The following is a 25301-nucleotide window of genomic DNA, read 5'->3' on the forward strand; positions in this document are numbered from 1 at the left end:
CATGTCCCGCAACAACGAAGAGCTGCAAGGCATCTCCCTTTTGGGCAACCAGAAAACCCAATACCCGAGCGAATACGCACCTGAAATTTTGGAAGCGTTCGACAACAAACATCCCGACAACGACTATTTCGTCAAATTCGTCTGCCCCGAGTTCACCAGCCTCTGCCCGATGACCGGCCAGCCCGACTTTGCCACCATCTACATCCGCTATATTCCCCATATTAAAATGGTGGAAAGCAAATCACTGAAACTCTATCTCTTCAGCTTCCGCAACCACGGTGACTTCCATGAAGACTGCGTCAACATCATCATGAAAGACCTCATCGCCCTGATGGATCCGAAATACATCGAAGTATTCGGCGAATTCACACCGCGCGGCGGCATCGCCATTCATCCGTTTGCCAACTACGGCAAAGCAGGCACAGAGTTTGAAGCTTTGGCACGCAAACGCTTGTTTGAGCACGATGCACAATAATCCTGTTCAGACGGCCTAACGCCCTTTTCATTGCAAGACTTTCTCTATTGCACGGTCTCTCAAGGCCTCATGCCGTCTGAAAAACTCCGAAAGATTTCCATGTACGAATTTACCGCCGCACAGCAGAAGAAAGCGCTCTTCTGGCTGGTGCTTTTCCATATTTTTATTATTGCCGCCAGCAACTATCTGGTGCAGTTCCCCTTTCAAATTTTCGGTATCTTTACCACTTGGGGCGCATTTTCCTTTCCCTTTATCTTCCTCGCTACCGACCTGACCGTGCGCATTTTCGGCGCGCCGTTGGCGAGACGGATTATTTTTTGGGTGATGTTCCCTGCCCTGCTGCTCTCTTACGTCTTCTCCGTCCTCTTTCATGAGGGCAACTGGACAGGCTGGGCATCTTTAACTGAATTTAACACCTTCGTCGGCCGTATCGCATTGGCCAGCTTTTCTGCCTATGCGCTCGGGCAAATCCTCGATATTTTCGTGTTCAACAGATTACGCCGTCTGAAATCATGGTGGGTTGCCCCTACCGCTTCCACCGTAGTCGGCAACGCTTTGGACACGCTGGTGTTTTTCGCCGTTGCCTTTTATGCAAGCAACGATGAATTTATGGCGGCAAATTGGCAGGGCATCGCATTTGTCGATTATCTGTTCAAACTCGCCATCTGCACCCTCTTCTTCCTGCCTGCCTACGGCATCGTATTGAGCATCTTGACCAAAAAGCTGACTTCCTTAAACGTCCGTCAAGAAATGCCCGAATCAGTTTTAGCCAAATAAGCTGCAGATAAAAAACAAGGCCGTCTGAAACTTTAATCGTTCAGACGGCCTTTTATGTTTTAAACAATTAACCGGTCAATTGTTTGGTAATCAGTTTTTTCAGCGGTGGGAAGTTATTACTTGCACGCAATACCAAACCGCGCAGCAGTTTTGCCGGAGCAGTTTCATTGGTAAAGAGTTTCAGCAGCATATTAGTGCCGTGGTAAATCGGATGGGCATGGAACATATGCTTGGTGCTGTATTTTTCCAGCAGACTCTTCGCACCAATATCCTGACCGCGTTGCTCGGCTTCGAGAACCAATTTAGCCAAAAGATCGGCACTTGCCAGACCCAAGTTGAAACCGTGCGCAGTAACCGGATGCATACCGACTGCGGCATCGCCGATCAACGCGCTGCGTTTGCCATAGAAACGTTGGGCAATCATACCGACCAAAGGATAATTGTGAATGGTGCTGACCAATTCCATATCGCCCAAACGGCCTTTGAGTTGCTCTTTCACGCTGGCTGCCAACTCTTCCGGCGACATATTTTTAATCGTTTCGGCTTTATCGCTGTCCACCGTAATCACTGTATTGGTCAAGTGTTCTTCCAAAGGCAGTAACGCAATGGTGCGGCCGTAGTGGAAGCATTCATATGCGGTATGCAGGTTGGACAGAGTATGCTTCATGCGGCACACAAACATGGTGCGGCTGTAATCGTGCATATCTGAAGAAATGCCCAGTTGACGGCGCGTTTGCGAGAAGCGACTATCGGCGGCCAACAACAGACGGCCGGTCAATACTTCGCCGCTTTCCAAAATAACTTGCGCCTCATTGTCAGAAGTTTTAACTTCTTTAACATTGGTGCCGGTCAGGATTTTGACGTTGTCCAATTTGGACACGACTTCATAAGCGGCTTTACGGATATTGTGGTTGGAGATCAAATAGCCCAAGCAGTCCGCAGGCTCGCCGCGCGCCTGAGTCGGTTGCGGGAAATGGAGCTGGTAATCGGAATGGCCGTTCAACACTTTGGCATCGCGCAAAGGATAAATTTCGTCTTTTGGAATCAAATCCCACATACCCAATCGCTGCATGATTTCGCGCGACAAGTGTGTCAATGCGATTTCACGACCGTCATACGGCGGATTTTGCAACACTTCTAAAGGACTTCTTTCAATCAGGGTTATGTTCAAACCGCTTCCGGCCAACTCTGCGGCAAAACTTAATCCTGCAGGGCCTGCGCCGACGACGAGAATATCACTGTGTAAGCTCATGGGAGGAATTCCTTGTATTCAACTGATACGGATTTTTTCAGACGGCCTTAAGTTTACTGTGTTTAGCTACATGAGGGTAAATCAAAGGCATTTGATAGATTATATAGAAAGAATCAATAGAATAAAACAAAGGCCATCGATTATAAGCACGTTTTTACTTTGGCCTTAATATAAATCAAGCTTCACGACATACGGATTTTATCAAACAGACAAAACCGTCAGATAAACAAAAACCGCATTCCGAAAAGGAATGCGGCTTTCAATCGTAAAACGATTATTCTTCAGAACCGGTATAAGGACGGATGCTGACGGTTTTACGGTTCAGCGCGCCTTTGGTTTTGAATTCAACGTAACCGTCGACTTTAGCAAACAAAGTGTGGTCTTTGCCCATGCCTACGTTGTCACCTGCGTGGAATTTAGTACCACGTTGACGAACGATGATAGAGCCTGCCGGAATCAGCTCGTTGCCGTAGGCTTTAACGCCCAAGCGTTTGGCTTCTGAATCGCGACCGTTGCGGGTGCTACCGCCTGCTTTTTTACTTGCCATTTGTAATACTCCTGAACTTACTTGAAATTAGGCGATTGCCACGATTTCGATTTGGGTGAAATTTTGGCGATGGCCTTGGCGTTTTTGGTAGTGTTTGCGACGACGCATTTTGAAAATGCGTACTTTCTCGCCACGACCATGAGCAACGACTTTAGCTGTTACTTTTGCGCCTTCGATAAAAGGTGCGCCTACTTTTACAGATTCGCCGTCAGCAATCATCAAAACTTCAGTCAGTTCGATTTGGCTGTCGAGTTCGGCTGGTATCTGTTCTACTTTCAATTTTTCGCCAACGGAAACTTTATATTGTTTACCGCCGGTTTTTACGACCGCGTACATACTCAACTCCATGAGAATTAGGTTAACTTTCCGCACACCATGTGCGAAACGAGCTATTCTATTTCTATTTGCCTGTTTTGTCAAAATTTATTTTATTTACAAGTGAAAAGGCCGTCTGAAAGATATGTTGCATGCTTTTTAACTGATATAATCACGCGCTGGATTGCTGATATCTTTATGCAACGTTATTACCCCGACCGAATGTACGGGTTTAAACAGATTCATTGGAGCCCCGCTCCTTTTATCAACAGAGAATGTTTTATGCTCGAAAACCTGCCTTACTTCCAACGCCACCTGCCCGATGACCTTGCCAAAGTTAATGCGGTCATCAACCAAGCTGTTCAATCCGATGTCGCGCTGATTTCGCAAATCGGCACATACATCATCAGCGCGGGCGGTAAGCGCCTGCGTCCGATTATTACCATTTTGGCAGGCAAAGCAGTCGGGCATGACGATGAAAAACTGTACTCGCTGGCAGCGATGGTGGAATTCATCCACACCTCCACCCTCCTGCACGACGATGTCGTCGATGAAAGCGATTTGCGCCGCGGCCGTAAAACAGCAAACAACCTCTTCGGCAACGCGGCGGCTGTTTTGGTCGGCGACTTCCTATATACACGCGCTTTCCAACTGATGGTTGGCTCAGGCAGTATGCGTATCTTAGAAGTGATGGCAGATGCGACCAACATCATCGCCGAAGGCGAAGTCATGCAGCTGATGAACATCGGCAATACGGATATTACCGAAGAGCAATACGTCCAAGTTATCCAATACAAAACAGCAAAACTGTTTGAAGCTGCCGCGCAAGTCGGCGCAATTTTGGGCAAGGCTTCCCCCGAACACGAGCAAGCCTTGAAAGACTACGGCATGTACGTCGGTACGGCTTTCCAAATCATTGACGATGTATTGGACTACTCTGGCGAAACCGAAGAAATCGGCAAAAACGTCGGCGACGATTTGGCAGAAGGCAAACCTACCCTGCCATTGATTTACTTGATGAGAAACGGTTCCGAGCAGGCCGCAAACGATGTGCGCCACGCTTTGGAAAATGCCGACCGCAGCTATTTTGAAAAAATCCACGACTTTGTCGTCAACTCCGACGCTTTGCCGTATTCGATTTCCGAGGCGAAAAAAGCTGTCGACAAAGCCATCGCTTCATTGGACGTGTTGCCTGACAGCGAAGTCAAAGATGCCATGATCCAACTGGCAAAAGAATCCTTGGCCCGAGTATCTTAATCCGATGAATTTCAGCTTTGTCCCTTTGTTTCTGGTTACGCTGATTTTTTTAGGCGTTGTCAGCAACAACAACTCGATTACAATTTCGGCGGCCGTCTTATTGTTGATGCAGCAAACCGCTTTGTCGCAATACATTCCCTTTGTAGAAAAACACGGCCTGCAAGTGGGCATCATTATGCTGACCATCGGCGTATTGAGTCCGCTGGTTTCCGGCAAAATACAGATTCCGCCGCTGTCCGAGTTTCTCAATTTCAAAATGATTACCTCCGTCCTGATCGGCATCTTTGTCTCTTGGCTTGCCGGACGTGGCGTTCCATTGATGAGCGAACAGCCTGTTTTGGTAACCGGATTATTAATCGGTACTGTCATCGGCGTTGCTTTTCTTGGCGGCATTCCGGTAGGCCCCTTAATTGCCGCCGGCTTATTGTCTTTTTTTGCCGGAAAGGTTTAAAATCCCCTCCTTTAACGCCTCGCCATAGTTCAACGGATAGAACGTATGCCTCCTAAGCGTAAAATACAGGTTCGATTCCTGTTGGCGAGGCCATAGTTTCAATAAAAGCCTTTCATACTTTGAAAGGCTTTTTTGTTATCAATAAATAAAGGCCGTCTGAAACTTTTCAGACGGCCTTTTCATTTTGCCAAACCGTTAACCCGGACGACCATCCGAACGCGGACGGATCAACCAAGGAATATATTTCCATGCGTACAACAGCAGAGATACGGCAAACAAGGCGGCGGAGCAACGGATACTGTGTATGTATGCCGTACCGCTCACAAAGGTAGCCAAAACACGGATAACCGTTGCGGCAATCATCAGCCAAAAGGCGACAGGAACCACTTTAGGCGGCGGATAAATAGAGTTGCCGGTATGGCCAAGCGCAGTTCGCGCCATCATACCCAAAGTCAGTACGCCGATACCGCCAACGCCGATGAGGTGCACACCCAAATTCAGGAAACTTGAAATCCAATAAGAAAGACCAACCGCGATCAAGCCCAAGCCTGTAAACAGATAGCCGGCAAACAAAATCCAAAGCATAGGCTCTTTCAGTACGGCTTTATACCACCAGCGGTACACCTGCACGGTAAAAATCACACCGGCAGCAATAGAGAACAAAGCAGCCAATTCCGGCAATATGTTATGAGCCATCATCATAGCAGTCAGCATAGGCAGCCAAAGCGATGCGTGCGCGACCCATTGAGGGCTGGGAATTTGCGGTACGTTCAAACGTTTGGACGTAAAGAACGAGATAATCCGCATACCGATCAAACCGATAAAACCGGCCACCATAATCAAACCGGATTGCAAACCGGTCATCAGCGCGATGGCATCAAACGGCTGCATTTTCATATGGAACGCGAAATGGGTGCCACCTAAAACAAAAATAGCAAATACAGCAACATAGTTGCGCTTGTTTTGAGAACGGATTACCGGCAAAGCCATACACACCGCGCCATACCAGAAAAAGATCGTACCGAATATACCGCTTGCCGTAGCACCCCAGCCGGGAATAAACGCACACAAACGCGCAAGCAGCCAAAATGCGGTCAAACCTGCCAACGCCTTACCGCGTGTAGGCGGCTGGCCAGTCCAAGTTGCCACCGCGGTCAGCAAGAATGCAATGACAACCAATCCGGCGTAGCCCCAAATCATTTCATGGGCATGCCAATACAAACCCGGCAATTCAGGCGTACCCTGATAGCCGAAGCCCCAAAGCAATATAGACAATGCGCCATACAAAGCCGCCAACGAGTAAAACGGGCGGAAGGCCATTGCCCATACAGGATGTTTGAACAAATCGTTCATGGTGGTTCCTTCAATTTTTATATCATCATAAGACAGCAACAGAGGCCGTCTGAAACTTTTCAGACGGCCATCGATTCCCTTCCCTATTACACATTTTCAGGCAAAGGCAAAAAAGGTTCAATCGCAGGAAAAAGCTCACGTTCCTCAAAACGCGCATGATCGCGCAAAGTTACCGCAAAATCCTTATTCCATGATTCATTCATATATTCAGGATGAGCCATCATCGCACGCAGCTTGGCATGATCGCCTTCAAAACGCTGCCTCAACGCCGGATCAACCTTATCCCAATACGGCGCAAACATGGTTTCCTCCTCCAAAAAATGTGGCTCAAGCTCCACAAAATGAGGATCCAGCTCCGCTTGATGGCTTTGCTCCGGCACACGCAGGAGACGGACGCACAACGACAGCGAGCCATGATGCTCACGGGAAAGTTCTATTAATGCAGGGTGGCGTTTCAAGGGTTTCATAAGTTCGTTATAATGGCAACAGTCTATCAAACTGGATTAATTCAAATGTTTCAGATATTATGAAACCCAACCCCACATAAAGTCAAACGGCCCCTCTCCAAGTACTACGCTTTTGACATATAATAAAAATATCTAAAGAGCCAGCCATGTATCTGACCCAACATACCGATTACGGATTGCGCGTATTGGTTTATACCGCCATCAATGATGACACCCTCGTCAATATCAGCACCATTGCCGAGACTTACAATATTTCCAAAAGCCATTTGATGAAAGTGGTTACCTCATTAGTCAAAGGCGGATTTCTGGTCAGCGTGCGCGGCAAAGGTGGCGGTTTGCGCTTGGCGGATGTTCCAGAAAAAATCAACATCGGCGCAGTCGTGCGCCATCTTGAGCCGATGCAGGTTGTCGAATGCATGGGCGATAACAACGAATGCCTCATTACCCCATCCTGCCGACTGACCGGCATCATTACCGGCGCCATCAAAGCCTTCTTCAACCATTTAGATCAATACTCCCTGCAAGATCTTTTGGACAAACCAACCTACGACATACTCTATACCCCGCGTATCCCGATCAACGAAATACGCAGAATGGTTGATTAAGTCTTCAGGCCGTCTGAAAAACAGTCCGGCTATATCAAAATAATCATCAGCCTCTCAATATAGAGGGTGGTATTACTCGGAAAAATAAAAAATGCCGTCTGAAATTAAGATTTTCAAACAGCATTGTTAATTTTAAAATAATAGAAAGATATCGACCAGAGCAAGCAAAAAGTAACTGCTCGCCATTTACTTATTTCCTAATTAAAAAGTACGCCAAGTATCTTCCCAATCAACGTAACGGTCTTTTTCCAATACAAAATTGGGAACGTTATATACCAATCCCGGCTCAGGCGGCTGATAATCAAAATCAAATTTACCTTCAACAACTATAAAGATGTCAATGTGATAAGCCCATTTCGGCCTAAAAAAGCATTACCTAAATGTGCTTTAACCTTTTGTATCCATTTTATAGGTTGATTTTTATGCTGTTGTTCACATTATATTCCAACCCTTCACAAACCAATAAATACAAAAATGCCCGAAGCCAAAAGCCTCGGGCATTTTTAATATTTGGTGGGTCCGGTGGGTTTCGAACCCACGACCAAGGGATTATGAGTCCCCTGCTCTAACCCCTGAGCTACAGACCCGTCAAGAGTAGAAGCGGATTATAGCATAACTTGTTGCTTGTTCAAGATGCCGGGCAAATGTTTCAGACGGCCTGTTGGTTTTCTATTCTGGCATTATGCCGATATGCCCAATACTTCCCAAACTTTCAAAGCGTCCGATGTTGCTTTGACATCGTGAACACGGATGATTTGCGCGCCTCTAGCCACTGTGGCCAAAGCGGCTGCGACGCTGCCGTGTACGCGTTTGGCAGCATCTTGTTCGCCTGTCAGCTCGCCAATCATACGTTTGCGCGATACGCCAATCAGAAGGGGAAATCCGGTTGCGTCCATCAACTCAGGCAAATGTTTTATCAGGGTGATGTTGTGTTGCAGGTTTTTGCCGAAACCGAAGCCGGGGTCTAGCGTGATGCGTTCAGGGGCAATGCCTGCTTGAACGCATTCTGCCGCACGTGCTTTCAAATAACGCGCGACTTCTTCGACGACATCTTGATATTGCGGATTCAGCTGCATGGTTTTGGGCAAACCCTGCATGTGCATGAGACACACACCCGTCTTCGGCTGTTGCGCCAGCAATGCGACTGCACCTTCATCACTTAATGCGGCAACATCGTTGATAATATCGACGCCACCTTGCGCCAAGGCTTTTCCCATGATCACCGTACGGCGCGTGTCCAAGCTGACGGGAACATTCCACTTGGCGACTTCCGCTAAAACCGGCTGCACCCTGGCCCATTCTTCTTCAAGAGAAACATCATCCGAACCCGGGCGGGTAGATTCGCCACCGATATCGAGAATATCCGCACCGTCTTTCAGCAGCTGCTCGGCATGTGCCAATGCTATTTGGACATTTTGCGAATAGGTGCCGCCATCGGAAAATGAATCAGGGGTCAGATTGACGATGCCCATGATTTTCGGTTTGTCTAAGGCGATTTCAAATCGGCCTGCCTGCCAAATGTGCGTGTTCATAATGCTTCCATTGATGAAATAATAGGATAGAGGCCGTCTGAAACTTTTCAGACGGCCTTTAGGTTTTGACTTCAAACAGTCAATTACATTCCGCCGTAATTCGGTCCGCTCGCGCCTTCAGGACAAATCCAAGTGATGTTTTGCGTCGGATCTTTGATGTCGCACGTTTTGCAGTGAACGCAGTTGGCGGCATTGATTTGCAGACGCGGACTGCCGTTTTCTTCGACGATTTCATATACGCCGGCCGGACAATAGCGGGTTTCGGGCGAGGCGTATTCTTTGTAGTTTACATCTATCATGACCTGCGGATTTTTCAGCACCAAATGGTCGGGCTGGTTTTCTTCGTGCGCAAGGTTGGCAAGGAAAACGCTGCTCAAACGGTCGAAGGTCAAAACGCCGTCGGGCTTCGGATAGTCAATCGGCTTGCATTCAGCGGCTTTTTTGAGCTGCTCGTTGTCTTTGCCGTGATGTTTCAAAGTCCACGGGGCTTTGCCTCTGAAAATCATCTGGTCGATACCGGTATAGACGGAGCCGAGGTAAACGCCCCATTTGAATGACGGACGGACATTGCGCGCGGCGTAAAGCTCTTGATACAGCCAACTTTGTTCAAAGCGTTGCTGATAATCGGTGGCCTCTTTGCCGCTGTCGAAGCTTTCCACTTCTTCGAGGTTTTCCAACAAAGGAAATACGGCTTCTGCGGCAAGCATGGCGGATTTCATGGCCGTATGGATGCCTTTGATGCGCGGCATATTCAGGAAACCTGCGGCATCACCGACCAAAACGCCGCCTTTGAACGAGAGTTTCGGCAGGCTTTGCAAACCGCCTTCAATCAGCGAACGCGCACCATAAGCGATACGACGGCCACCTTCAAAGGTTTTGCGGATTTCAGGATGGGTTTTGAAACGTTGGAACTCTTCAAACGGCGACAAATAAGGGTTTTGATAATCCAAGCCGACCACAAAGCCGACAGCGACTTTGTTCTCGTCAAAGTGATAAATAAACGAGCCGCCGTAGGTTTTGCTGTCCAACGGCCAGCCTGCGCTGTGCATGACCAAACCGGGCTGATGTTTTTCAGACGGCACTTCCCAAATTTCTTTAATGCCCAAGCCGTAAGTTTGCGGCTCGCTGTTTTGGTCGAGCTTGAATTGTTCAATGACTTGCTTGGAAAGCGAGCCGCGACAGCCTTCGGCAAATATGGTTTGCTGCGCCCAAAGCTCCATGCCGGGCTGGAATGAATCGGTCGGTTCGCCGTCTTTGCCCACACCCATATTACCGGTCGCAATGCCTTTGACCGAACCGTCTTCGTGATAAAGCACTTCGGCAGCGGCAAAGCCCGGATAAATTTCTACGCCCAAATTTTCCGCCTGCTCTGCCAGCCAGCGGACAACTTCGCCCAAGCTGGCGATGTAGTTTGCATGGTTGTCGAAATTAGGAGTAATCGGCAGGTTGAACGCTTTTTTCGCGGTCAGGAACACAACCCTGTCCTTCGTCACTGTGCGTGTCAGCGGCGCGCCTTTTTCTTTCCAATCAGGAATCAGCTCATTCAAAGAAATCGGATCGATGATGGCACCGGCAAGCGAGTGCGCACCGGCCTCCGAACCTTTCTCCACCACACAAACGCTGATTTCGCGTCCATTCTTTTCGGCAAGCTGCTTGAGTTTGATGGCGGCGGACAAACCCGACGGGCCTGCGCCGACAATCACGACATCGTATTGCATACTGTCGCGTTCGATGGTTTCTGTCATGGCGGTTCCTGTATTGTCATTATTGAATTTAATCCGCTAATTATACAGCCTGGACATATAGTTACCAAATACAACAAAAGGCCGTCTGAAACTTTACTCAAATTTCAGACGGCCTTTACTGTGTTCAAAAGATTATTGCGCTTTGGTTTCCGTTACAAAACCGATTTTACTGATACCGGCTTCGCGTGCCGCTTGCAGGGCTTGGTTGACGTAATCGTATTCAACCGCTTTATCCGCCGCAATCGCCACAATCACATCTTCGTTTTTCGCTTTGGCCTCTTTCAGCTTGGCGGTTACCGTTGCCAAATCCACTTTGGCATCCGAATCACCGCCAACGACATAAGCACCATTGGCATCAATGCTCAAACGCAAAGGATCTTTAGGCTGCTGCTTGTCCTCTTTTGCCGCTTTTTCCGAAGCAGTCGGCAACTCCAAAGGAATCGAGTGGGTCAGTACCGGCATGGTAATCATAAATACAATCAGCAACACCAGCATCACGTCCACCAAAGGTGTAACGTTGATATCCGACATCGGCGCATCATCGCCGGAATTCATTGATCCGAAAGCCATGGTTTAATCCTTTTGGTTCAGAAGGCGGACATGCAGGTCATGTGCAAATGCGTCCATATCTTGCGCGATGGTTTTTGTACCGCGGTTGAGGAAGTTGTACGCCAATACGGCCGGAATCGCCACAAACAGGCCGACAGCAGTCGATACCAAAGCTTCGCCAATCGGACCGGCTACCGCAGCAATGCTCATTTGGCCGCTTTCGCTGATGCCGATCAGGGCATGGTAAATACCCCAAACAGTACCCAACAGGCCGATAAACGGAGCGGTTGCACCGATAGAGGCCAAAGCGGTCATACCGTAGTCGAACTGTCGCATGGTTTGGGTCAAACTGTTGCGGATATGAACGACCAAGTATTCGTTCAAAGGCAATTCGTCAATCAGCGATTTGCTCGTCGTTTGACGGTAATTTTGGTATGCGCGCAGAGATTCATCTGCAACACGGCTCATCGGTGCTTCTACCGCTTTGGCTTTTTGTACGGCATCAGCCAGCGTAAACGCATTCAGCATCAACTCTTTTACCTGAGCATTGCCTTTTTTCGCTTTGCGATATTTGATGCAGCGAATCACAATGACGCTCCAAGTTACCACACTCATCAACAACATCAGGACAAATACACCAATCAGTACCACATCACCTGATTTGAAAACTAAACTTAAATCCATAATTTTTCCAAGTTAAAAATAAAATTAAAATTTCTATCGGGTCATTTAAAATTATTTCCCAACAGCATATATTTTCCAATCAATCAGCTTAGGCCTAGATACTTATTCGAGCGTGAATTTGACAGGTACTTTAAATTCAGTCCAAACGCTTGCATTACAGCTGCCATCTTTAACGGCTTTACGCGCTGCATTATCCAGACGACTATAACCACTTGATTTATTCACACTGATTGAATCCACTTTACCGCCGGGACCAACCAAGACTTTCAAAACAACCAAGCCTTCTTCACCATTTTCAGTGGATAGTGAAGGATACGGAGGTCTTGGAATATGGCAGGTTCCTTTTGCAGGATTGCCTTTACTGCTGCCGGCACCTGTACCGCTGCCACCACCTCCGCCACCGGTACCGGAGCCATGTTCGCCTTTCGCACCGCCGCTGCCGGATCCGCTGCCTTCGCCACGGCCGCTGCCTGTACCTTTCGTACCGCCGCCGTTGCCTTTTCCTTCTCCGCCCAAGGCTTTGCCTTCGCCGTTGCCTTTACCGTTTTCAGCAGTATTCGGCCCGGTTTTGCTGCTTGAGTGTTCAGATGCTTTGGGAGATGGTTTAGGTTCTGCCTTCGGCTCTGGTTTTGGTTCAGGTTTTGGCTCGGGCTTCGGCTCAGGTTTAGGTTCCGGCTTAGGCTCGGGCTTAGGTTTCTCGATAGGTTTCGGTTTTTCCTTTTGCTGTACGATATCCGCTTTTTCTTTTTTCGTTACCACAGGTTTGATAACAGGTTTGGGCGGCTCGACAGGCTTAGGTTTGGGCTTCGGCTTGGGTTTCGGTTGTTCGGGGGTAGGCTCGGGTGCAGCAGGTGTGCCTTCGCCTTCAGGGCTGCCGTCGCCACCGCCGAAATCGCCCAAATCGACAAATTCAATATTCGCCATTTCGACAGGAGGCGGTTTGTGCGCGTGCCATAAAAGTGCAACCAAGCCGACGTGAATCAACGCAACGGAAGTCACGACGGCTGGAGTTAAAATTCGTTTTTTATCCATAATTCCGTTATGTTAATAGCAACAATTCCCGTTTGCAAGTCGTTTTACAGTCAAAATAAGCATTAATGCTTATATAGAAAGTTTATAGACCTGCTGTTTTAAAGGCTGCATATCATAATATGATATTAGCTCTCATTACTAATATTATTAAACAAGCGGTCATCTGAAAAGATAAACGGTATTGCAAAAGCCTTCGCTTCTTACAATCTTTATGTTATCCGCACATCAGACCAATATTGAAACCTCATCAGACCGATAAAAATTCAAATAGTTTCAAACCATCTGTATTTTTTATCCATAAAATATCAGGCCGTCTGAAAACATTCTTTCAGACGGCCTGACTCAAACAAAATTATTTTTTCCGCTTCGCCCTTGGGTGCGCTTCATCATAAACACGCGCCAAATGGTCGAAATCCAGCTTTGTATAAACTTGCGTAGCGGAAAGATTGCTGTGTCCCAACAATTCCTGCACGGCACGGATATCGCCCGATGCCTGCAAAAGATGGGTTGCATAGCTGTGGCGCATCATGTGCGGTGAAATATGGCTGGCACTGCCCACGCGCACTGCCCACGCCTGCAGGCGTTTTTGGATTTGACGTTGCCCCAGCCTGCCGCCGTTCTTATTGGTAAACAATGCCTGCTCGCCTTCTTTGGCAATACGCACCGCCAAATAATCGCGCAATGCCGCAATGCTTTTAGCCACCAAAGGCACTTGCCGTTGCTTGCCGCCTTTACCCTTCACACTGACCCAGCCTTCGTCCAAAACGATACCGTCCAGATTCAAACCTTGTATCTCGCTCAGGCGCAAACCGCTACCATACATCAATTCAAACATGGCCTTATCGCGCACGTCCAACTCGTCATCAACAGGCGCATGGTCAAGGATATGGTTTAAAGGTTCTTGCGGCAGCGCTTTGGGCAGGCGTTCAGGCAGGCGCGGCGCTTTCATATTAAATGTCGGGTCGCTTTCCATGACTTCTATCTGCACCAGCCAACTGCAATACTGCCGCCATACCGACAATTTCCGCGCCAAGCTGCTTTCGCTTAAGCTCTTTTGCGACAGCTTTTTCAATACCGCCACAAAATCGCGGCGCGTCGGCAGGTTGTTTTCAAGATTATCGGGCAACAGGCGCATCAATTCACTCAAATCGCGCCGATAAGCGGAAACAGTATGCTCCGACTTGCCTTGTTGCAGCAAGGTTTTCAGATAGCGTTCAAGATGAAGCGCAAAATGGTTTGATTCCGCCATTTCAGACGGCCTCCAATGCCGTTTTCAATGCCGAAGGCAGACGGCAAACTCGTTGCTTGCCATAATCGAAACACACCATGCCTGTCTGCACTTTCGCCAGCATAAGGCCGTCTGAAGTCCTGCGGATACAGTACAGCAAAGAAAAACCCACACCGGCCACGCCCGCCGCCCCCATTTCTACCGACAGCTCATCGCCATGATGACCTTGCGCCAAATATTGCACCGCCGCATCCGCCATAATCAGGCCTGCCCCTCCGGCATCCATTTCGCTCCAACCCAGCGTCACCAGCCAACGCATCCGCACTTCATGGCACAAACGCAACACCGCATCGTTCGCCAGATGGCCGCCATAGTTCACATCGCCCACCCGCACCGTCAAGGCCGTCTGAAACAAAGGCTTATCACACTCGGCCACCAAAATCCTATCCATTTTGCACACCCGTTTTCAATACCACGCCATTATAAACCGAGACCCTGTTCGTTAATATATAAAAACAATGTAACAGCTTGTAGTTTTTCATTTCAAAAAACATTATAATTTATCGAATAAATTTACCCTTCACTACCTCAGGAGCTCCTCATGGCACTCGTATCCATGCGCCAATTATTGGACCATGCAGCCGAAAACAGCTACGGTCTGCCCGCATTCAACGTTAACAACCTCGAACAGATGCGCGCCATCATGGAGGCGGCCGACCAAGTTAACGCCCCCGTTATCGTTCAAGCATCCGCAGGCGCACGCAAATACGCAGGTGCCCCATTCCTGCGCCATCTGATTTTGGCCGCAGTCGAAGAATTCCCGCACATCCCTGTCGTGATGCACCAAGACCACGGCGCATCTCCTGACGTGTGCCAACGCTCCATCCAACTGGGCTTCTCCTCTGTAATGATGGATGGCTCGCTGATGGAAGACGGCAAAACCCCTTCTTCTTACGAATACAACGTCAACGCCACCCGTACCGTGGTTAACTTCTCCCACGCTTGCGGCGTGTCAGTTGAAGGCGAAATCGGCGTATTGGGCAACCTCGAAACCGGCGAAGCCGGCGAAGAAGACGGTGTCGGCGCAGTGGGCAAACTTTCCCACGACCAAATGCTGACCAGCGTTGAAGATGCCGTACGTTTCGTTAAAGATACCGGCGTTGACGCATTGGCTATTGCCGTCGGCACCAGCCACGGCGCATACAAATTTACCCGTCCGCCCACAGGCGATGTATTGCGTATCGACCGCATCAAAGAAATCCACCAAGCCCTGCCGAACACCCACATCGTGATGCACGGCTCCAGCTCCGTTCCGCAAGAATGGCTGAAAGTCATCAACGAACACGGCGGCAAAATCGGTGAAACCTACGGCGTACCGGTTGAAGAAATCGTCGAAGGCATCAAACACGGTGTCCGCAAAGTCAACATCGATACCGACTTGCGCCTCGCCTCTACCGGTGCCATCCGCCGCTTCATGGCAGAAAACCCATCCGAATTCGACCCGCGCAAATACTTGAGCAAAACCGTCGAAGCCATGAAACAAATCTGTCTTGACCGCTACCTCGCATTCGGTTGCGAAGGCCAAGCCGACAAAATCAAACCGATTTCTTTGGAAAAAATGGCAACCAAATACGCCAAAGGCGAATTGAACCAAATCGTTAAATAATCCGTATCTCGGATTCACACTAAGGCCGTCTGAAAACTTGAAAATAAGGTTTCAGACGGCCTTAGCTTTGGGGAAATTATAGTAAAATCTTCCACCGACCACACATCAAAACACATCGAAAGCAAACATGAAACTCGCCGTTATTTTGCCGGCCTATTGCGCCGAAGCTTATTTGCCCGAATGCTTGGATTCGGTATTGAATCAAACATTCCGCGACTTTTTCGTCATCGCCATCAACGATGCTTCAACAGACAAAACCGGCGAAATCCTCGAAGCTTACGCAGCCAAAGATTCACGTTTGCAGGTTTTCCACCTTCCGGAAAACAAGGGCGAGCCGTTTGCCTGCCAATTTGCCATGGATATGCTCAAAGACGTAGAGGTCGAATATGTGGCACGAATGGACGCGGACGATATTTGCGCCTTGGATCGTTTTGAAAAACAAATTCACTTCTTAGACAGCCATCCCGAAATCGATATTGTCGGCAGCCAAGCCACCATCTTTTTTGATGACCAAACCGGAAGAGAACCCATTTTAAGCGACCTCCCCCTGCTCGACAAAGACATTAAAGCCTTTCTCTCCTTTGCCGCCCAAAACATGTTCAACCCCACCACCATGTGGCGGCACGACAGCATTAAAGACCTCAGAATAAACTACACCGCGACAGAAACCGCGCCCGATTTCCATATGTGGGTGCAATGCGCCCTACATGGAAAAACCTTTGCCGACCTGCCCGAGCCTTTGTTGTCTTACAGGATACACACCGCTCAAGAAAGCAAAAAAAGAGACAAAATCAACAGATCCGTCCAATACACCATGGAATTATGGTTCAGCCACCTTTTCCCTGAATTAAACCCAGTAGAAGTCACTCTCTTAAGTCGAATCTTGCATGAAAAGCAACTGCGTTTAACCACCGAAGAACTGAAAACCATTTTTGCCGCTTATGACAGAATCAGCAAAGACCGCAGCATCTCTTTGTTTGGCGAAGACCGCAATACGTTGTTCGGTATGATAGACCAGTTCTTCAATTTCTTAAAAAGCCGGTTGAAATTCACTTAAATCATAAAAGGCCGTCTGAAACCTCGGTTTCAGACGGCCTTTATCTATTTCAATATCAATCTAAATCAGAACAAGCCGTGAATCACTCCTTCTGCGTCTACATCAATTTTCTCGGCAGCCGGAACTTTCGGCAGACCCGGCATTTTCATCATATTGCCGCACAATGCAACGATGAAGCCTGCACCGGAAGAAACGGTAATGCCGCGCACGGTAATGCGGAAGCCTTCAGGGCAGCCCAAGAGTTTGGCGTTGTCGCTCAAAGAATATTGGGTTTTCGCCATGCAGACCGGCATTTTGTCCAAGCCCAGTTTTTCCAGTGAAGCGATTTCGGCAGACGCTTCCGCGCTGAAATCGACATCTTCCGCGCCGTACACTTTTTGGGCGATGGTGCGGATTTTGTCTTTAATGCTCAACTCAACATCGTAGGCAAAGCCGAAGTTATTCGGTTGGTTTTCGATGGCGTTGACGACTTTGTGCGCCAAGTCTGCACCACCCGCGCCGCCTTTGCCCCATACTTCAGTCAAAGAAACTTCAACGCCGTGTTCCGCGCAGGCTTTTTCAATCATGGCTAACTCAGCATCGGAGTCGGACACGAAGCGGTTGATGGCAACCACCACAGGTAGGCCGAATACATTTTTCAGGTTAGAAATGTGTTTCAGCAGATTAGGCAGGCCTTTTGCCAAAGCATCAAGGTTTTCTTCGCCGAGGTTGGCACGCTCCACGCCGCCGTTGTATTTCAAAGCGCGGACAGTAGCCACGACAACAGCCGCATCAGGTTTCAAATCCGCCAGACGGCATTTGATATCGCAGAATTTTTCCGCGCCCAAATCTGCGCCGAAGCCTGCTTCGGTTACGGCGTAATCGGCAAGGTGTTTCGCCAAACGGGTGGCGGTAACGGAGTTACAGCCGTGGGCGATGTTGGCGAACGGACCACCATGCACAAAGGCCGGAGTGCCTTCGATGGTTTGCACCAAGTTAGGCTTAATCGCATCTTTAAGCAATGCCGCCATCGCGCCATTCGCTTTCAAATCTTTGGCGTAAACAGGGCTACCGTCTTTGGCGTAGGCGACAAGGATGTTGCCCAACCGCTCTTTCAAATCACTGATATCTTTGGCAAGACAGAATACCGCCATCACTTCGGAAGCAACGGTAATGTCGAAACCGTCAGGACGCATCACGCCGTCAACAGGTTTGCCCATACCGTCGATGATATTGCGCAACTGGCGGTCGTTCATATCGACCACGCGACGCCACAGGACGCGTTTCGGATCGATGTTCAACTCATTGCCTTGATAGATATGGTTGTCGAGCATGGCGGCGAGCAAGTTATTCGCCGCACCGATAGCGTGGAAGTCGCCGGTAAAGTGCAGGTTGATGTCTTCCATCGGCAAAACTTGGGCATAACCGCCGCCTGCCGCGCCGCCTTTGACGCCGAACACCGGACCCAAAGAAGGCTCGCGCAGGGCGATCACCGAGTCTTTGCCGATATGGCGCAATGCGTCCGCCAAACCGATGGTTACAGTGGTTTTGCCCTCACCCGCAGGAGTCGGATTAATGGCGGTAACCAAAATCAGACGGCCTTGTTTTTGCGGCAGTTTAAACGCTTCGGCAGGATTGATTTTGGCTTTGTAATGACCATAGGGCTCGATGTTGTCAACGTTCAAACCCAGCTTGGCGGCAATTTCACCAATCGGGCGCATGGTGGAAGACTGGGCAATTTCAGCATCGGTTTTGAAGCTCATGATTTTCCTTTATTGAGAGAGGGAAAGGCCGTCTGAAACAATACAATTAAAGACGGCTGGAAGAAAAAGAATATTAGTTCTATTATAACGTTTTCCAAAGACAAACCGCAGTGAAAATTTCGATATTTCATCAACAAGCGGATTCATATTGTCAACAATTTGAAACAAAGGAATAAAACATGAGCAGCAACGCATGGCTGTTTTGGGCATTGGCATCGGCAGGCTTCGCCTCATTGACTGCCATTTTCGCCAAAATGGGTTTACAGGGCATAGATTCGGATTTCGCCACCTTTATCCGCACCTTGGTCATCCTCGCCGCTTTGGTACTGTTTTTAACCTACACCGGCAAATGGCAGGGCGTGAACGGCTTTACCGGTCGTAACTGGACATTCCTCATCCTATCCGGCCTCGCTACCGGCGCATCTTGGCTTGCCTACTTCAAAGCCCTGCAACTGGGCAACGCCTCGCAAGTTGCACCCGTCGACAAATTCAGCCTAGTCTTGGTCGCCCTGATGGCCGTCGTTTTCTTAGACGAACGCCCAAGCACGCAGGAGTGGATAGGCTTAGGCTTGGTAACCGCAGGTGTGTTGACTTTAGCTTTGAAACGATAAAGATTGGGATATCAAAAAAAGGCCGTCTGAAAAATTTCAGACGGCCTTCGTTTCAACCAATCAGCTCACAATTAATTTGAACCGACTTTGATTTTTTGCCACAAGTTAACAGACAGTTTTTTCGCATCTGCGCTCATTTGAGGCATGACGAAACCGTCTTTCATGTCTTGCTCGTTCGGGAAAATAGAACGTGTGTTCACCAGCTCTGCAGGCATTTTTTCGCGTGCCGGTTTGCTGGCTGGGGCGAAGGTTACGGCGATACCGTTTTTCGCAGCCACTTCTGGATCAAGCGTGTAGTTGATGTATTTATGGGCATTAACGATGTTTTTCGCATCGGCCGGAATCAGCCAAGATTCAATCCAGAAGCCCATGCCTTTCGGCGTCAACACTTCAATGCCGACGTTGTTTTTCACTTCTTCGGAACGCGCTTTGGCCAAGTTCAAATCGCCGCCGTTACCTGCCGCCAAGCAGATATCGCCGCGCGCTAATTCGTCAATGATGGAAGGGCTGAAACGTTTCACGTCAGGACGGATGGTTTTCAAAACTTCTGCAGCCGCTTTCAAATCTTCAGGATTCGAGCCTTTAGGATCTTTACCCAAGTAGTTCAACAAGATTGGGAACATTTCGCTCGGGGTATCCCACAAAGCGATGCCGCAAGATTTCAGCTTGTTGGTGTATTCGGGTTTGAACAGCAAATCCCAGCCGTTTTCAGGCAATTTTCCGCCCAAAAGCTCCTTGCCCTTCGCCGTAATCGCAATCGTATTCACACCTGAGAAGTATGGAACGGCGTATTGATTGCCCGGGTCGGCGGTTTCCAACATCTTCAGCAATTCAGGGTCGATGTTTTTGTAGTTCGGAATCAGATCCTTATTGATTTTTTGGTATGCACCTGCCTCAATTTGTCGCGGCAGGAAGGCAATACCGGGTACAACCAAGTCATAGCCGGATTTGCCGGTCAGCATTTTGGCTTCCAGCGTTTCGTTGTTTTCATACAAATCGTAAGTCAGCTTCAAATTGTTGGCTTTTTTGAAGTCTTCGACTGTACTTTCGTCAACGTAGTTTGACCAGTTGTAGATATTCAAAGTATCGGTGGCGGCTGCTTCGGCATTGGCAGCAGGCGCGCTGCCTGCTTGAGGTTGCTCGGCTTTTTTCTCGCCACCGCCGCACGCGGCCAAAGACAATGCGGCCAATACGGCTAATACAGATTTTTTCATACGGGCAGATTCCTGATGAAAGAGTGGTTAATGTCAATAAATAAGAAACCCTGCACCCCATAAACACCCCGGCGCAAAGTTAGGCTATTGTAATGGAAACGTAAGCAAACGCAAAGCAATATCCATCTGATTTTTATTGAAATAAGGCAAAGCAATATCATCTTTTTCCCAAAAGCGTTGCACCGGCTGTCGTTTTTGGGCAAAATACGGCTGATTTGCGCACGTTTATAGAGAAAAAACTTGCATACAAGGAAATCTGTCTTTAAAATTGCGCGTTTACAGAATTTATTTTTCAGGAGATATTCAATATGGCAAACAGCGCACAAGCCCGCAAACGTGCCCGCCAGTCGGTTAAACAACGCGCCCACAACGCCAGCCTGCGTACTGCATTCCGTACCGCTGTGAAAAAAGTGTTGAAAGCAGTTGAAGCCGGCGACAAAGCTGCTGCTCAAGCAGTTTACCAAGAATCCGTTAAAGTCATCGACCGTATCGCTGACAAAGGCGTATTCCACAAAAACAAAGCAGCCCGTCACAAAAGCCGTCTGTCTGCTAAAGTAAAAGCTTTGGCTTAATACTGACGCAGATGCCGAAAATCCTGACAACCAAAGCAGGATGAATCGAGCTGATACGATGCCCCTGAGGTCCTGCCTTTCAGGGGCATTGCCGTATTCACCGCCCAAACCGACTAAACAAAACCATTTACCCTTTCATCAGGCCGTCTGAAAAACAACGGAAACTCTCATGACCAAGATGTTGAAACATTCCCTAAGTATCGGATTCATTGCCGCAGCCCCGCTGGCCACCGCCGATACCGCCCTACACTGCACCACCATTCAAGACAACGCCACCCGTTTGGCGTGTTACGACAACATCTACTCGGCGCAACTCCCCCCTCAATCCCCACTGCCGCAAGTGCAAACCGAAACCGCCAAAACACCGGTTGACCTCGAAAAAAGCGTGCGCAAGAGCATTGAGAAAAAAGAAGCGGCCATTGTATTCGACAACCCTACCCATCCGAATATTTCAGACGACGTATTAAGCGAAACTGCCGACAGCTACACGCCTCTAAGCCTGATGTACGATTTGGATAAAAACGACACGCGCGGCCTGTTGAGCGTACGCGAGCATAATCCTATGTACCTCATGCCTGTTTGGTACAACAGCAGCCCCAACTATTACCCGGAATCCCCCAGCCGCGGCGTAACCACGCAGGAAAAATTCAGCGAGCAAAAACGCCTCGAAACCAAAATGCAGGTTTCCTTCAAAAGCAAGATTGCCGAAGATTTATTCAAAACCCGTGCCGATGTATGGTTTGGCTACACCCAAAAATCCGACTGGCAAATCTTCAACCAAGGCCGCAAATCCGCTCCGTTCCGCAATACCGACTACGAACCCGAAATCTTCATTACCCAACCCGTTAAAGCAGACCTGCCTTTCGGCGGCAAACTGCGCATGGTCGGCGCAGGTTTTGTTCACCAATCCAACGGTCAAAGCCGCCCCGAATCACGCTCATGGAACCGGGTTTACGCCATGGCCGGCATGGAATGGGGCAAGCTGACCGTTATCCCCAGGGTTTGGATGCGCGCCTTCGACCAAAAAGGAGACGACGACGACAATCCGGATATCAACAAATACATGGGTTACGGCGACTTGAAAGTCCAATACCGTTTCAACGATAAGCAAAATGTTTATTCCGTCCTGCGTTACAATCCGAAAAGCGGACGCGGCGCCGTTGAAGCGGCCTATACTTTCCCCATCAAAGGCAAACTCAAAGGCGTTGTCCGCGGCTTCCACGGCTACGGCGAAAGCTTGATTGACTACAACCACAAACAAAACGGCATCGGCTTCGGCCTGATGTTCAACGACTGGGACGGCATCTAAATGACCCCATATTGTTTCAGACGGCCTTTGCAATCAAGGCGGCCGTCTGAAACAATAAGACAAAACAAGCCATTCGTTTAAAATACTCGTTTCCTAGCGTCCAAACGCGTATAATGCAAAGTTTGGGCAAAACTTGCCGGAATGAAACAAAGATGACAGAAGCCGCAGCCGAAAGCGGAAAAATCGCCAAGGCTTTAAAGAAATACCTAATTACAGGCGTGCTGGTTTGGTTGCCGATTGCCGTAACCATCTGGGCGATGAGCTATATCATCTCCGCCGCCGACAAACTGATCAACCTATTACCGGAAAGCTGGCAGCCCCAGCATTTCTGGGGGTTCAACATACCTGGCTTGGGCATTGTTGCCGCCACCGTCGTCTTGTTCGTTACCGGCGTATTCGCCGCCAACGTATTGGGCAGACGGATTCTCGGCGCATGGGACAGCCTTTTAGGACGCATTCCCGTCGTCAAATCCATCTACTCCAGCGTTAAAAAAGTTTCCGAATCCCTGCTCTCCGACAGCAGCCGCTCGTTCAAAACCCCCGTACTGGTTCCCTTTCCGCAACCGGGCATTTGGACGATAGCCTTTGTTTCCGGCCATATCCCCGCTAAACTCAAAGGCAGCCTGCCGCAAGATGACGACTATATTTCCGTTTACGTCCCAACCACGCCCAACCCGACCGGCGGCTATTACATCATGGTGAAAAAAAGCGACGTTCGCGAGCTGGACATGAGCGTGGATCAGGCATTGAAATATGTAATTTCGCTGGGCATGGTAATGCCGGACGACTTACCGGTTAAAGTCCTACCCGCCCAAAAGCCGTCTGAAGACGGTGATACCGAACATAACAATTAAGGTCTTCTTTTTTCAGACGGCCTTTCCTTCTTTTTCAAATTGAACAATATAAAAAGGTGATTTTATGCGTACCAACTATTGCGGCCTAATCAGCGAGCAATATTTAGACCAAACCGTAACCGTCAAAGGCTGGGTACACCGCCGGCGCGACCACGGCGGTGTGATTTTTATCGACTTGCGCGACCGCGAAGGCATCGTCCAAGTCGTAATTGACCCCGATACGCCCGAAGCGTTTGCCACTGCCGATTCCGCCCGCAACGAATACGTTTTGAGCATTACCGGCCGTGTGCGTAACCGTCCCGAAGGTACGACCAACGACAAAATGATTTCCGGCAAAATCGAAATCCTTGCCAAAGAAATCGAAGTGTTGAACGCCGCTGCGACGCCGCCGTTCCAAATTGACGACGAAAACATCAGCGAAAACGTGCGCCTGACCAACCGCGTTATCGACCTGCGCCGTCCGGTGATGCAGCGCAACCTGCGCCTGCGTTATCAAGTCGCTATGGGTGTTCGCCGTTATTTGGATGCGCAAGGCTTCATCGACATCGAAACGCCGATGCTGACCCGCTCCACGCCTGAAGGCGCGCGCGACTATCTCGTGCCGAGCCGCGTTCATCCGGGTGAGTTTTTCGCTCTGCCGCAATCGCCGCAATTGTTCAAACAACTGTTGATGGTGGCAGGTTTCGACCGTTACTACCAAATCACCAAGTGCTTCCGCGACGAAGACCTGCGTGCCGACCGCCAGCCCGAATTCACCCAAATCGACTTGGAAACCTCGTTCTTGAACGAGGATGAAATCATGGACATCACCGAAGGCATGGCAAAACAAGTCTTCCAAGACGCGCTGGGCGTGGATTTGGGCGATTTCCCGCGTATGCCTTACTCGGAAGCCATGTTCTACTACGGCTCCGACAAACCCGATATGCGCATCAGCCTGAAATTCACCGAGCTGACCGACCTGATGAAAACGGAAGAATTCAAAGTCTTCCGTGGCGCAGCCGACATGAAAGGCGGTCGCGTGGTTGCCCTGCGCGTACCGAACGGCGCGAAATTCAGCCGCAAAGAAATCGACGAATACACCAAATTTGTCGGCATCTACGGCGCGAAAGGTTTGGCGTACATCAAAGTGAACGATGTCAGCAACCTTTCCAACGGCGAAGACAGCGGCCTGCAATCTCCAATCGTGAAATTCCTGTCTGAAAACGCCCTGAAAGAAATCATTGCACGTACTGGCGCGCAAAACGGCGACATCATCTTCTTCGGCGCAGACAAAGCCAAAGTCGTGAACGAAGCCATCGGCGCACTGCGTATCAAAGTCGGCTTGGAACACGGCGCGGAAAACGGCTACTTCGTGGACGAATGGAAACCGCTGTGGGTGGTGGATTTCCCGATGTTCGAATACGACGAAGACGGCGACCGCTGGGCAGCCATGCACCATCCGTTCACCTCGCCCAAGCCCGGTCATGAAGACCTGATGGCGACCGATCCTGAAAACTGCCTGGCACGCGCCTACGATATGGTGTTAAACGGCTGGGAAATCGGCGGCGGCTCTATCCGTATCCACCGTGCCGACGTACAGGAAAAAGTGTTCGCCGCACTGAAAATCAGCCCCGAAGAGCAACAGGAAAAATTCGGCTTCCTCTTGGACAACCTGAAATTCGGCGCGCCTCCGCACGGCGGTTTGGCGTTCGGCCTTGACCGTCTGGTGACGCTGATGACCGGCGCCGAATCCATCCGCGACGTGATTGCCTTCCCGAAAACCCAACGCGCCCAATGCCTGTTGACCAACGCGCCAAATGCGGTGGACGACAAACAGTTGCGCGAATTGAGCTTGCGCCTGCGTCAGAAAGCAGTTGAAACAAAAGAAGCATAATTTACCGGCTTAACCTTTAAAATATCAAGGCCGTCTGAAAAATTTGAAATTTCTTTCAAATTTTTCAGACGGCCTTTCTACATTTTGGTCGTTTATATATATATAATCAACCGCAAACTGTTTTATTTTAAACG

26 protein-coding genes and 2 tRNA genes are annotated in these 25301 nt (G+C 49.2%); 13 read left to right on the top strand and 15 right to left on the bottom strand.

What is annotated here, in order from left to right:
- Position 1 precedes the first annotated feature (1 nt).
- Both queF and O3660_RS08175 read left to right on the top strand, forming a co-directional pair.
- Complete coding sequence (gene queF / locus O3660_RS08170; protein WP_003748427.1) at positions 2–475, top strand: preQ(1) synthase; 474 nt, start codon at positions 2–4, stop codon at positions 473–475.
- A gap of 99 nt (positions 476–574) precedes the next feature.
- On the top strand, positions 575–1252 hold the full coding sequence (locus O3660_RS08175; protein ID WP_049351135.1) for a 7-cyano-7-deazaguanine/7-aminomethyl-7-deazaguanine transporter: 678 nt from the start codon (positions 575–577) through the stop codon (positions 1250–1252).
- Positions 1253–1319: 67 nt separating this feature from the next.
- On the opposite strand, the gene ubiM is transcribed toward O3660_RS08175, so the two are convergent.
- From ubiM to rplU, 3 genes are all read right to left on the bottom strand, one after another.
- A complete protein-coding gene (gene ubiM, locus O3660_RS08180; protein ID WP_049351134.1) occupies positions 1320–2504 on the bottom strand; it encodes a 5-demethoxyubiquinol-8 5-hydroxylase UbiM in 1185 nt (394 codons plus the stop codon).
- 274 nt (positions 2505–2778) lie between these two features.
- On the bottom strand, positions 2779–3051 hold the full coding sequence (gene rpmA, locus O3660_RS08185) for a 50S ribosomal protein L27 (protein ID WP_002212328.1): 273 nt from the start codon (positions 3049–3051) through the stop codon (positions 2779–2781).
- A 27-nt stretch (positions 3052–3078) separates the two neighbouring features.
- On the bottom strand, positions 3079–3387 hold the full coding sequence (gene rplU / locus O3660_RS08190; protein WP_002216394.1) for a 50S ribosomal protein L21: 309 nt from the start codon (positions 3385–3387) through the stop codon (positions 3079–3081).
- 261 nt (positions 3388–3648) lie between these two features.
- Between rplU and ispB the strand changes: the two genes are divergently transcribed.
- From ispB to O3660_RS08205, 3 genes are all read left to right on the top strand, one after another.
- Positions 3649–4623 (top strand): octaprenyl diphosphate synthase, encoded by a 975-nt coding sequence (gene ispB, locus O3660_RS08195; protein ID WP_049351133.1) that lies wholly within the window; start codon positions 3649–3651, stop codon positions 4621–4623.
- Positions 4624–4627: 4 nt separating this feature from the next.
- Complete coding sequence (locus O3660_RS08200; RefSeq protein WP_049351132.1) at positions 4628–5074, top strand: DUF441 domain-containing protein; 447 nt, start codon at positions 4628–4630, stop codon at positions 5072–5074.
- An 18-nt stretch (positions 5075–5092) separates the two neighbouring features.
- A tRNA-Arg gene (locus O3660_RS08205) sits at positions 5093–5167 on the top strand.
- Positions 5168–5269: 102 nt separating this feature from the next.
- Here O3660_RS08205 and O3660_RS08210 read toward each other — a convergent pair.
- Together O3660_RS08210 and O3660_RS08215 are read right to left on the bottom strand one after the other, a co-directional pair.
- A complete protein-coding gene (locus tag O3660_RS08210) occupies positions 5270–6427 on the bottom strand; it encodes an NnrS family protein (RefSeq protein ID WP_003680098.1) in 1158 nt (385 codons plus the stop codon).
- A gap of 86 nt (positions 6428–6513) precedes the next feature.
- The gene (locus O3660_RS08215; protein WP_049351131.1) at positions 6514–6894 is read right to left on the bottom strand and encodes a hemerythrin domain-containing protein; all 381 of its coding nucleotides are present in this window, start codon (positions 6892–6894) and stop codon (positions 6514–6516) included.
- Positions 6895–7040: 146 nt separating this feature from the next.
- Between O3660_RS08215 and O3660_RS08220 the strand changes: the two genes are divergently transcribed.
- Positions 7041–7499 carry an Rrf2 family transcriptional regulator gene (locus tag O3660_RS08220; protein ID WP_049328858.1) on the top strand — a complete coding sequence of 153 codons (459 nt, stop codon included), beginning with the start codon at positions 7041–7043 and terminating at the stop codon, positions 7497–7499.
- Positions 7500–8010: 511 nt separating this feature from the next.
- On the opposite strand, the gene O3660_RS08225 is transcribed toward O3660_RS08220, so the two are convergent.
- From O3660_RS08225 to O3660_RS08260, 8 genes are all read right to left on the bottom strand, one after another.
- Positions 8011–8086 (bottom strand) — tRNA-Ile (locus O3660_RS08225).
- A 93-nt stretch (positions 8087–8179) separates the two neighbouring features.
- Positions 8180–9031 carry a dihydropteroate synthase gene (gene folP / locus O3660_RS08230; RefSeq protein ID WP_049351130.1) on the bottom strand — a complete coding sequence of 284 codons (852 nt, stop codon included), beginning with the start codon at positions 9029–9031 and terminating at the stop codon, positions 8180–8182.
- An 83-nt stretch (positions 9032–9114) separates the two neighbouring features.
- Positions 9115–10776, bottom strand: a complete 1662-nt coding sequence (locus tag O3660_RS08235) for an electron transfer flavoprotein-ubiquinone oxidoreductase (RefSeq protein ID WP_049351129.1) — start codon at positions 10774–10776, stop codon at positions 9115–9117.
- Positions 10777–10908: 132 nt separating this feature from the next.
- Entirely contained in the window at positions 10909–11346 is a 438-nt protein-coding gene (locus tag O3660_RS08240; RefSeq protein ID WP_049351128.1) for a biopolymer transporter ExbD, read from the bottom strand.
- Positions 11347–11349: 3 nt separating this feature from the next.
- On the bottom strand, positions 11350–12009 hold the full coding sequence (locus O3660_RS08245; protein ID WP_003686817.1) for a MotA/TolQ/ExbB proton channel family protein: 660 nt from the start codon (positions 12007–12009) through the stop codon (positions 11350–11352).
- A gap of 102 nt (positions 12010–12111) precedes the next feature.
- On the bottom strand, positions 12112–13041 hold the full coding sequence (locus O3660_RS08250; protein ID WP_049351127.1) for an energy transducer TonB: 930 nt from the start codon (positions 13039–13041) through the stop codon (positions 12112–12114).
- A 352-nt stretch (positions 13042–13393) separates the two neighbouring features.
- Entirely contained in the window at positions 13394–14290 is an 897-nt protein-coding gene (xerC, locus tag O3660_RS08255; protein ID WP_049351126.1) for a tyrosine-type recombinase/integrase, read from the bottom strand.
- Position 14291: 1 nt separating this feature from the next.
- The gene (locus O3660_RS08260; RefSeq protein WP_049351125.1) at positions 14292–14720 is read right to left on the bottom strand and encodes a thioesterase family protein; all 429 of its coding nucleotides are present in this window, start codon (positions 14718–14720) and stop codon (positions 14292–14294) included.
- Between the two features lie 150 nt (positions 14721–14870).
- Here O3660_RS08260 and fba point away from each other — a divergent pair, with 150 nt between their 5' ends.
- Both fba and O3660_RS08270 read left to right on the top strand, forming a co-directional pair.
- Positions 14871–15935, top strand: a complete 1065-nt coding sequence (fba, locus tag O3660_RS08265) for a class II fructose-bisphosphate aldolase (RefSeq protein ID WP_003686828.1) — start codon at positions 14871–14873, stop codon at positions 15933–15935.
- A gap of 127 nt (positions 15936–16062) precedes the next feature.
- Positions 16063–16992 (top strand): glycosyltransferase family 2 protein, encoded by a 930-nt coding sequence (locus O3660_RS08270; protein WP_049351124.1) that lies wholly within the window; start codon positions 16063–16065, stop codon positions 16990–16992.
- Positions 16993–17057: 65 nt separating this feature from the next.
- On the opposite strand, the gene O3660_RS08275 is transcribed toward O3660_RS08270, so the two are convergent.
- The gene (locus O3660_RS08275; protein WP_314053152.1) at positions 17058–18734 is read right to left on the bottom strand and encodes a formate--tetrahydrofolate ligase; all 1677 of its coding nucleotides are present in this window, start codon (positions 18732–18734) and stop codon (positions 17058–17060) included.
- A gap of 179 nt (positions 18735–18913) precedes the next feature.
- Between O3660_RS08275 and O3660_RS08280 the strand changes: the two genes are divergently transcribed.
- The gene (locus O3660_RS08280) at positions 18914–19345 is read left to right on the top strand and encodes an EamA family transporter (protein WP_003680126.1); all 432 of its coding nucleotides are present in this window, start codon (positions 18914–18916) and stop codon (positions 19343–19345) included.
- A gap of 71 nt (positions 19346–19416) precedes the next feature.
- Here O3660_RS08280 and O3660_RS08285 read toward each other — a convergent pair whose 3' ends face one another.
- Entirely contained in the window at positions 19417–20559 is a 1143-nt protein-coding gene (locus O3660_RS08285; protein ID WP_070625056.1) for an extracellular solute-binding protein, read from the bottom strand.
- 308 nt (positions 20560–20867) lie between these two features.
- On the opposite strand from O3660_RS08285, the gene rpsT reads away from it, so the two are divergent.
- The 4 genes from rpsT to aspS all read left to right on the top strand — a co-directional run bounded on the left by rpsT (position 20868) and on the right by aspS (position 25167).
- Entirely contained in the window at positions 20868–21131 is a 264-nt protein-coding gene (rpsT, locus tag O3660_RS08290) for a 30S ribosomal protein S20 (protein ID WP_002212556.1), read from the top strand.
- Between the two features lie 169 nt (positions 21132–21300).
- Positions 21301–22440, top strand: a complete 1140-nt coding sequence (locus O3660_RS08295) for a phospholipase A (protein WP_371464823.1) — start codon at positions 21301–21303, stop codon at positions 22438–22440.
- Positions 22441–22592: 152 nt separating this feature from the next.
- Positions 22593–23294 carry a DUF502 domain-containing protein gene (locus tag O3660_RS08300; protein ID WP_371464826.1) on the top strand — a complete coding sequence of 234 codons (702 nt, stop codon included), beginning with the start codon at positions 22593–22595 and terminating at the stop codon, positions 23292–23294.
- Positions 23295–23358: 64 nt separating this feature from the next.
- Positions 23359–25167: an aspartate--tRNA ligase gene (gene aspS, locus O3660_RS08305; RefSeq protein WP_049351120.1), complete on the top strand. Its 1809-nt coding sequence runs from the start codon at positions 23359–23361 to the stop codon at positions 25165–25167.
- Positions 25168–25301: the final 134 nt, after the last annotated feature.

This window comes from Neisseria sp. 27098_8_139 (assembly GCF_041433195.1).
GTDB lineage: Bacteria > Pseudomonadota > Gammaproteobacteria > Burkholderiales > Neisseriaceae > Neisseria > Neisseria subflava.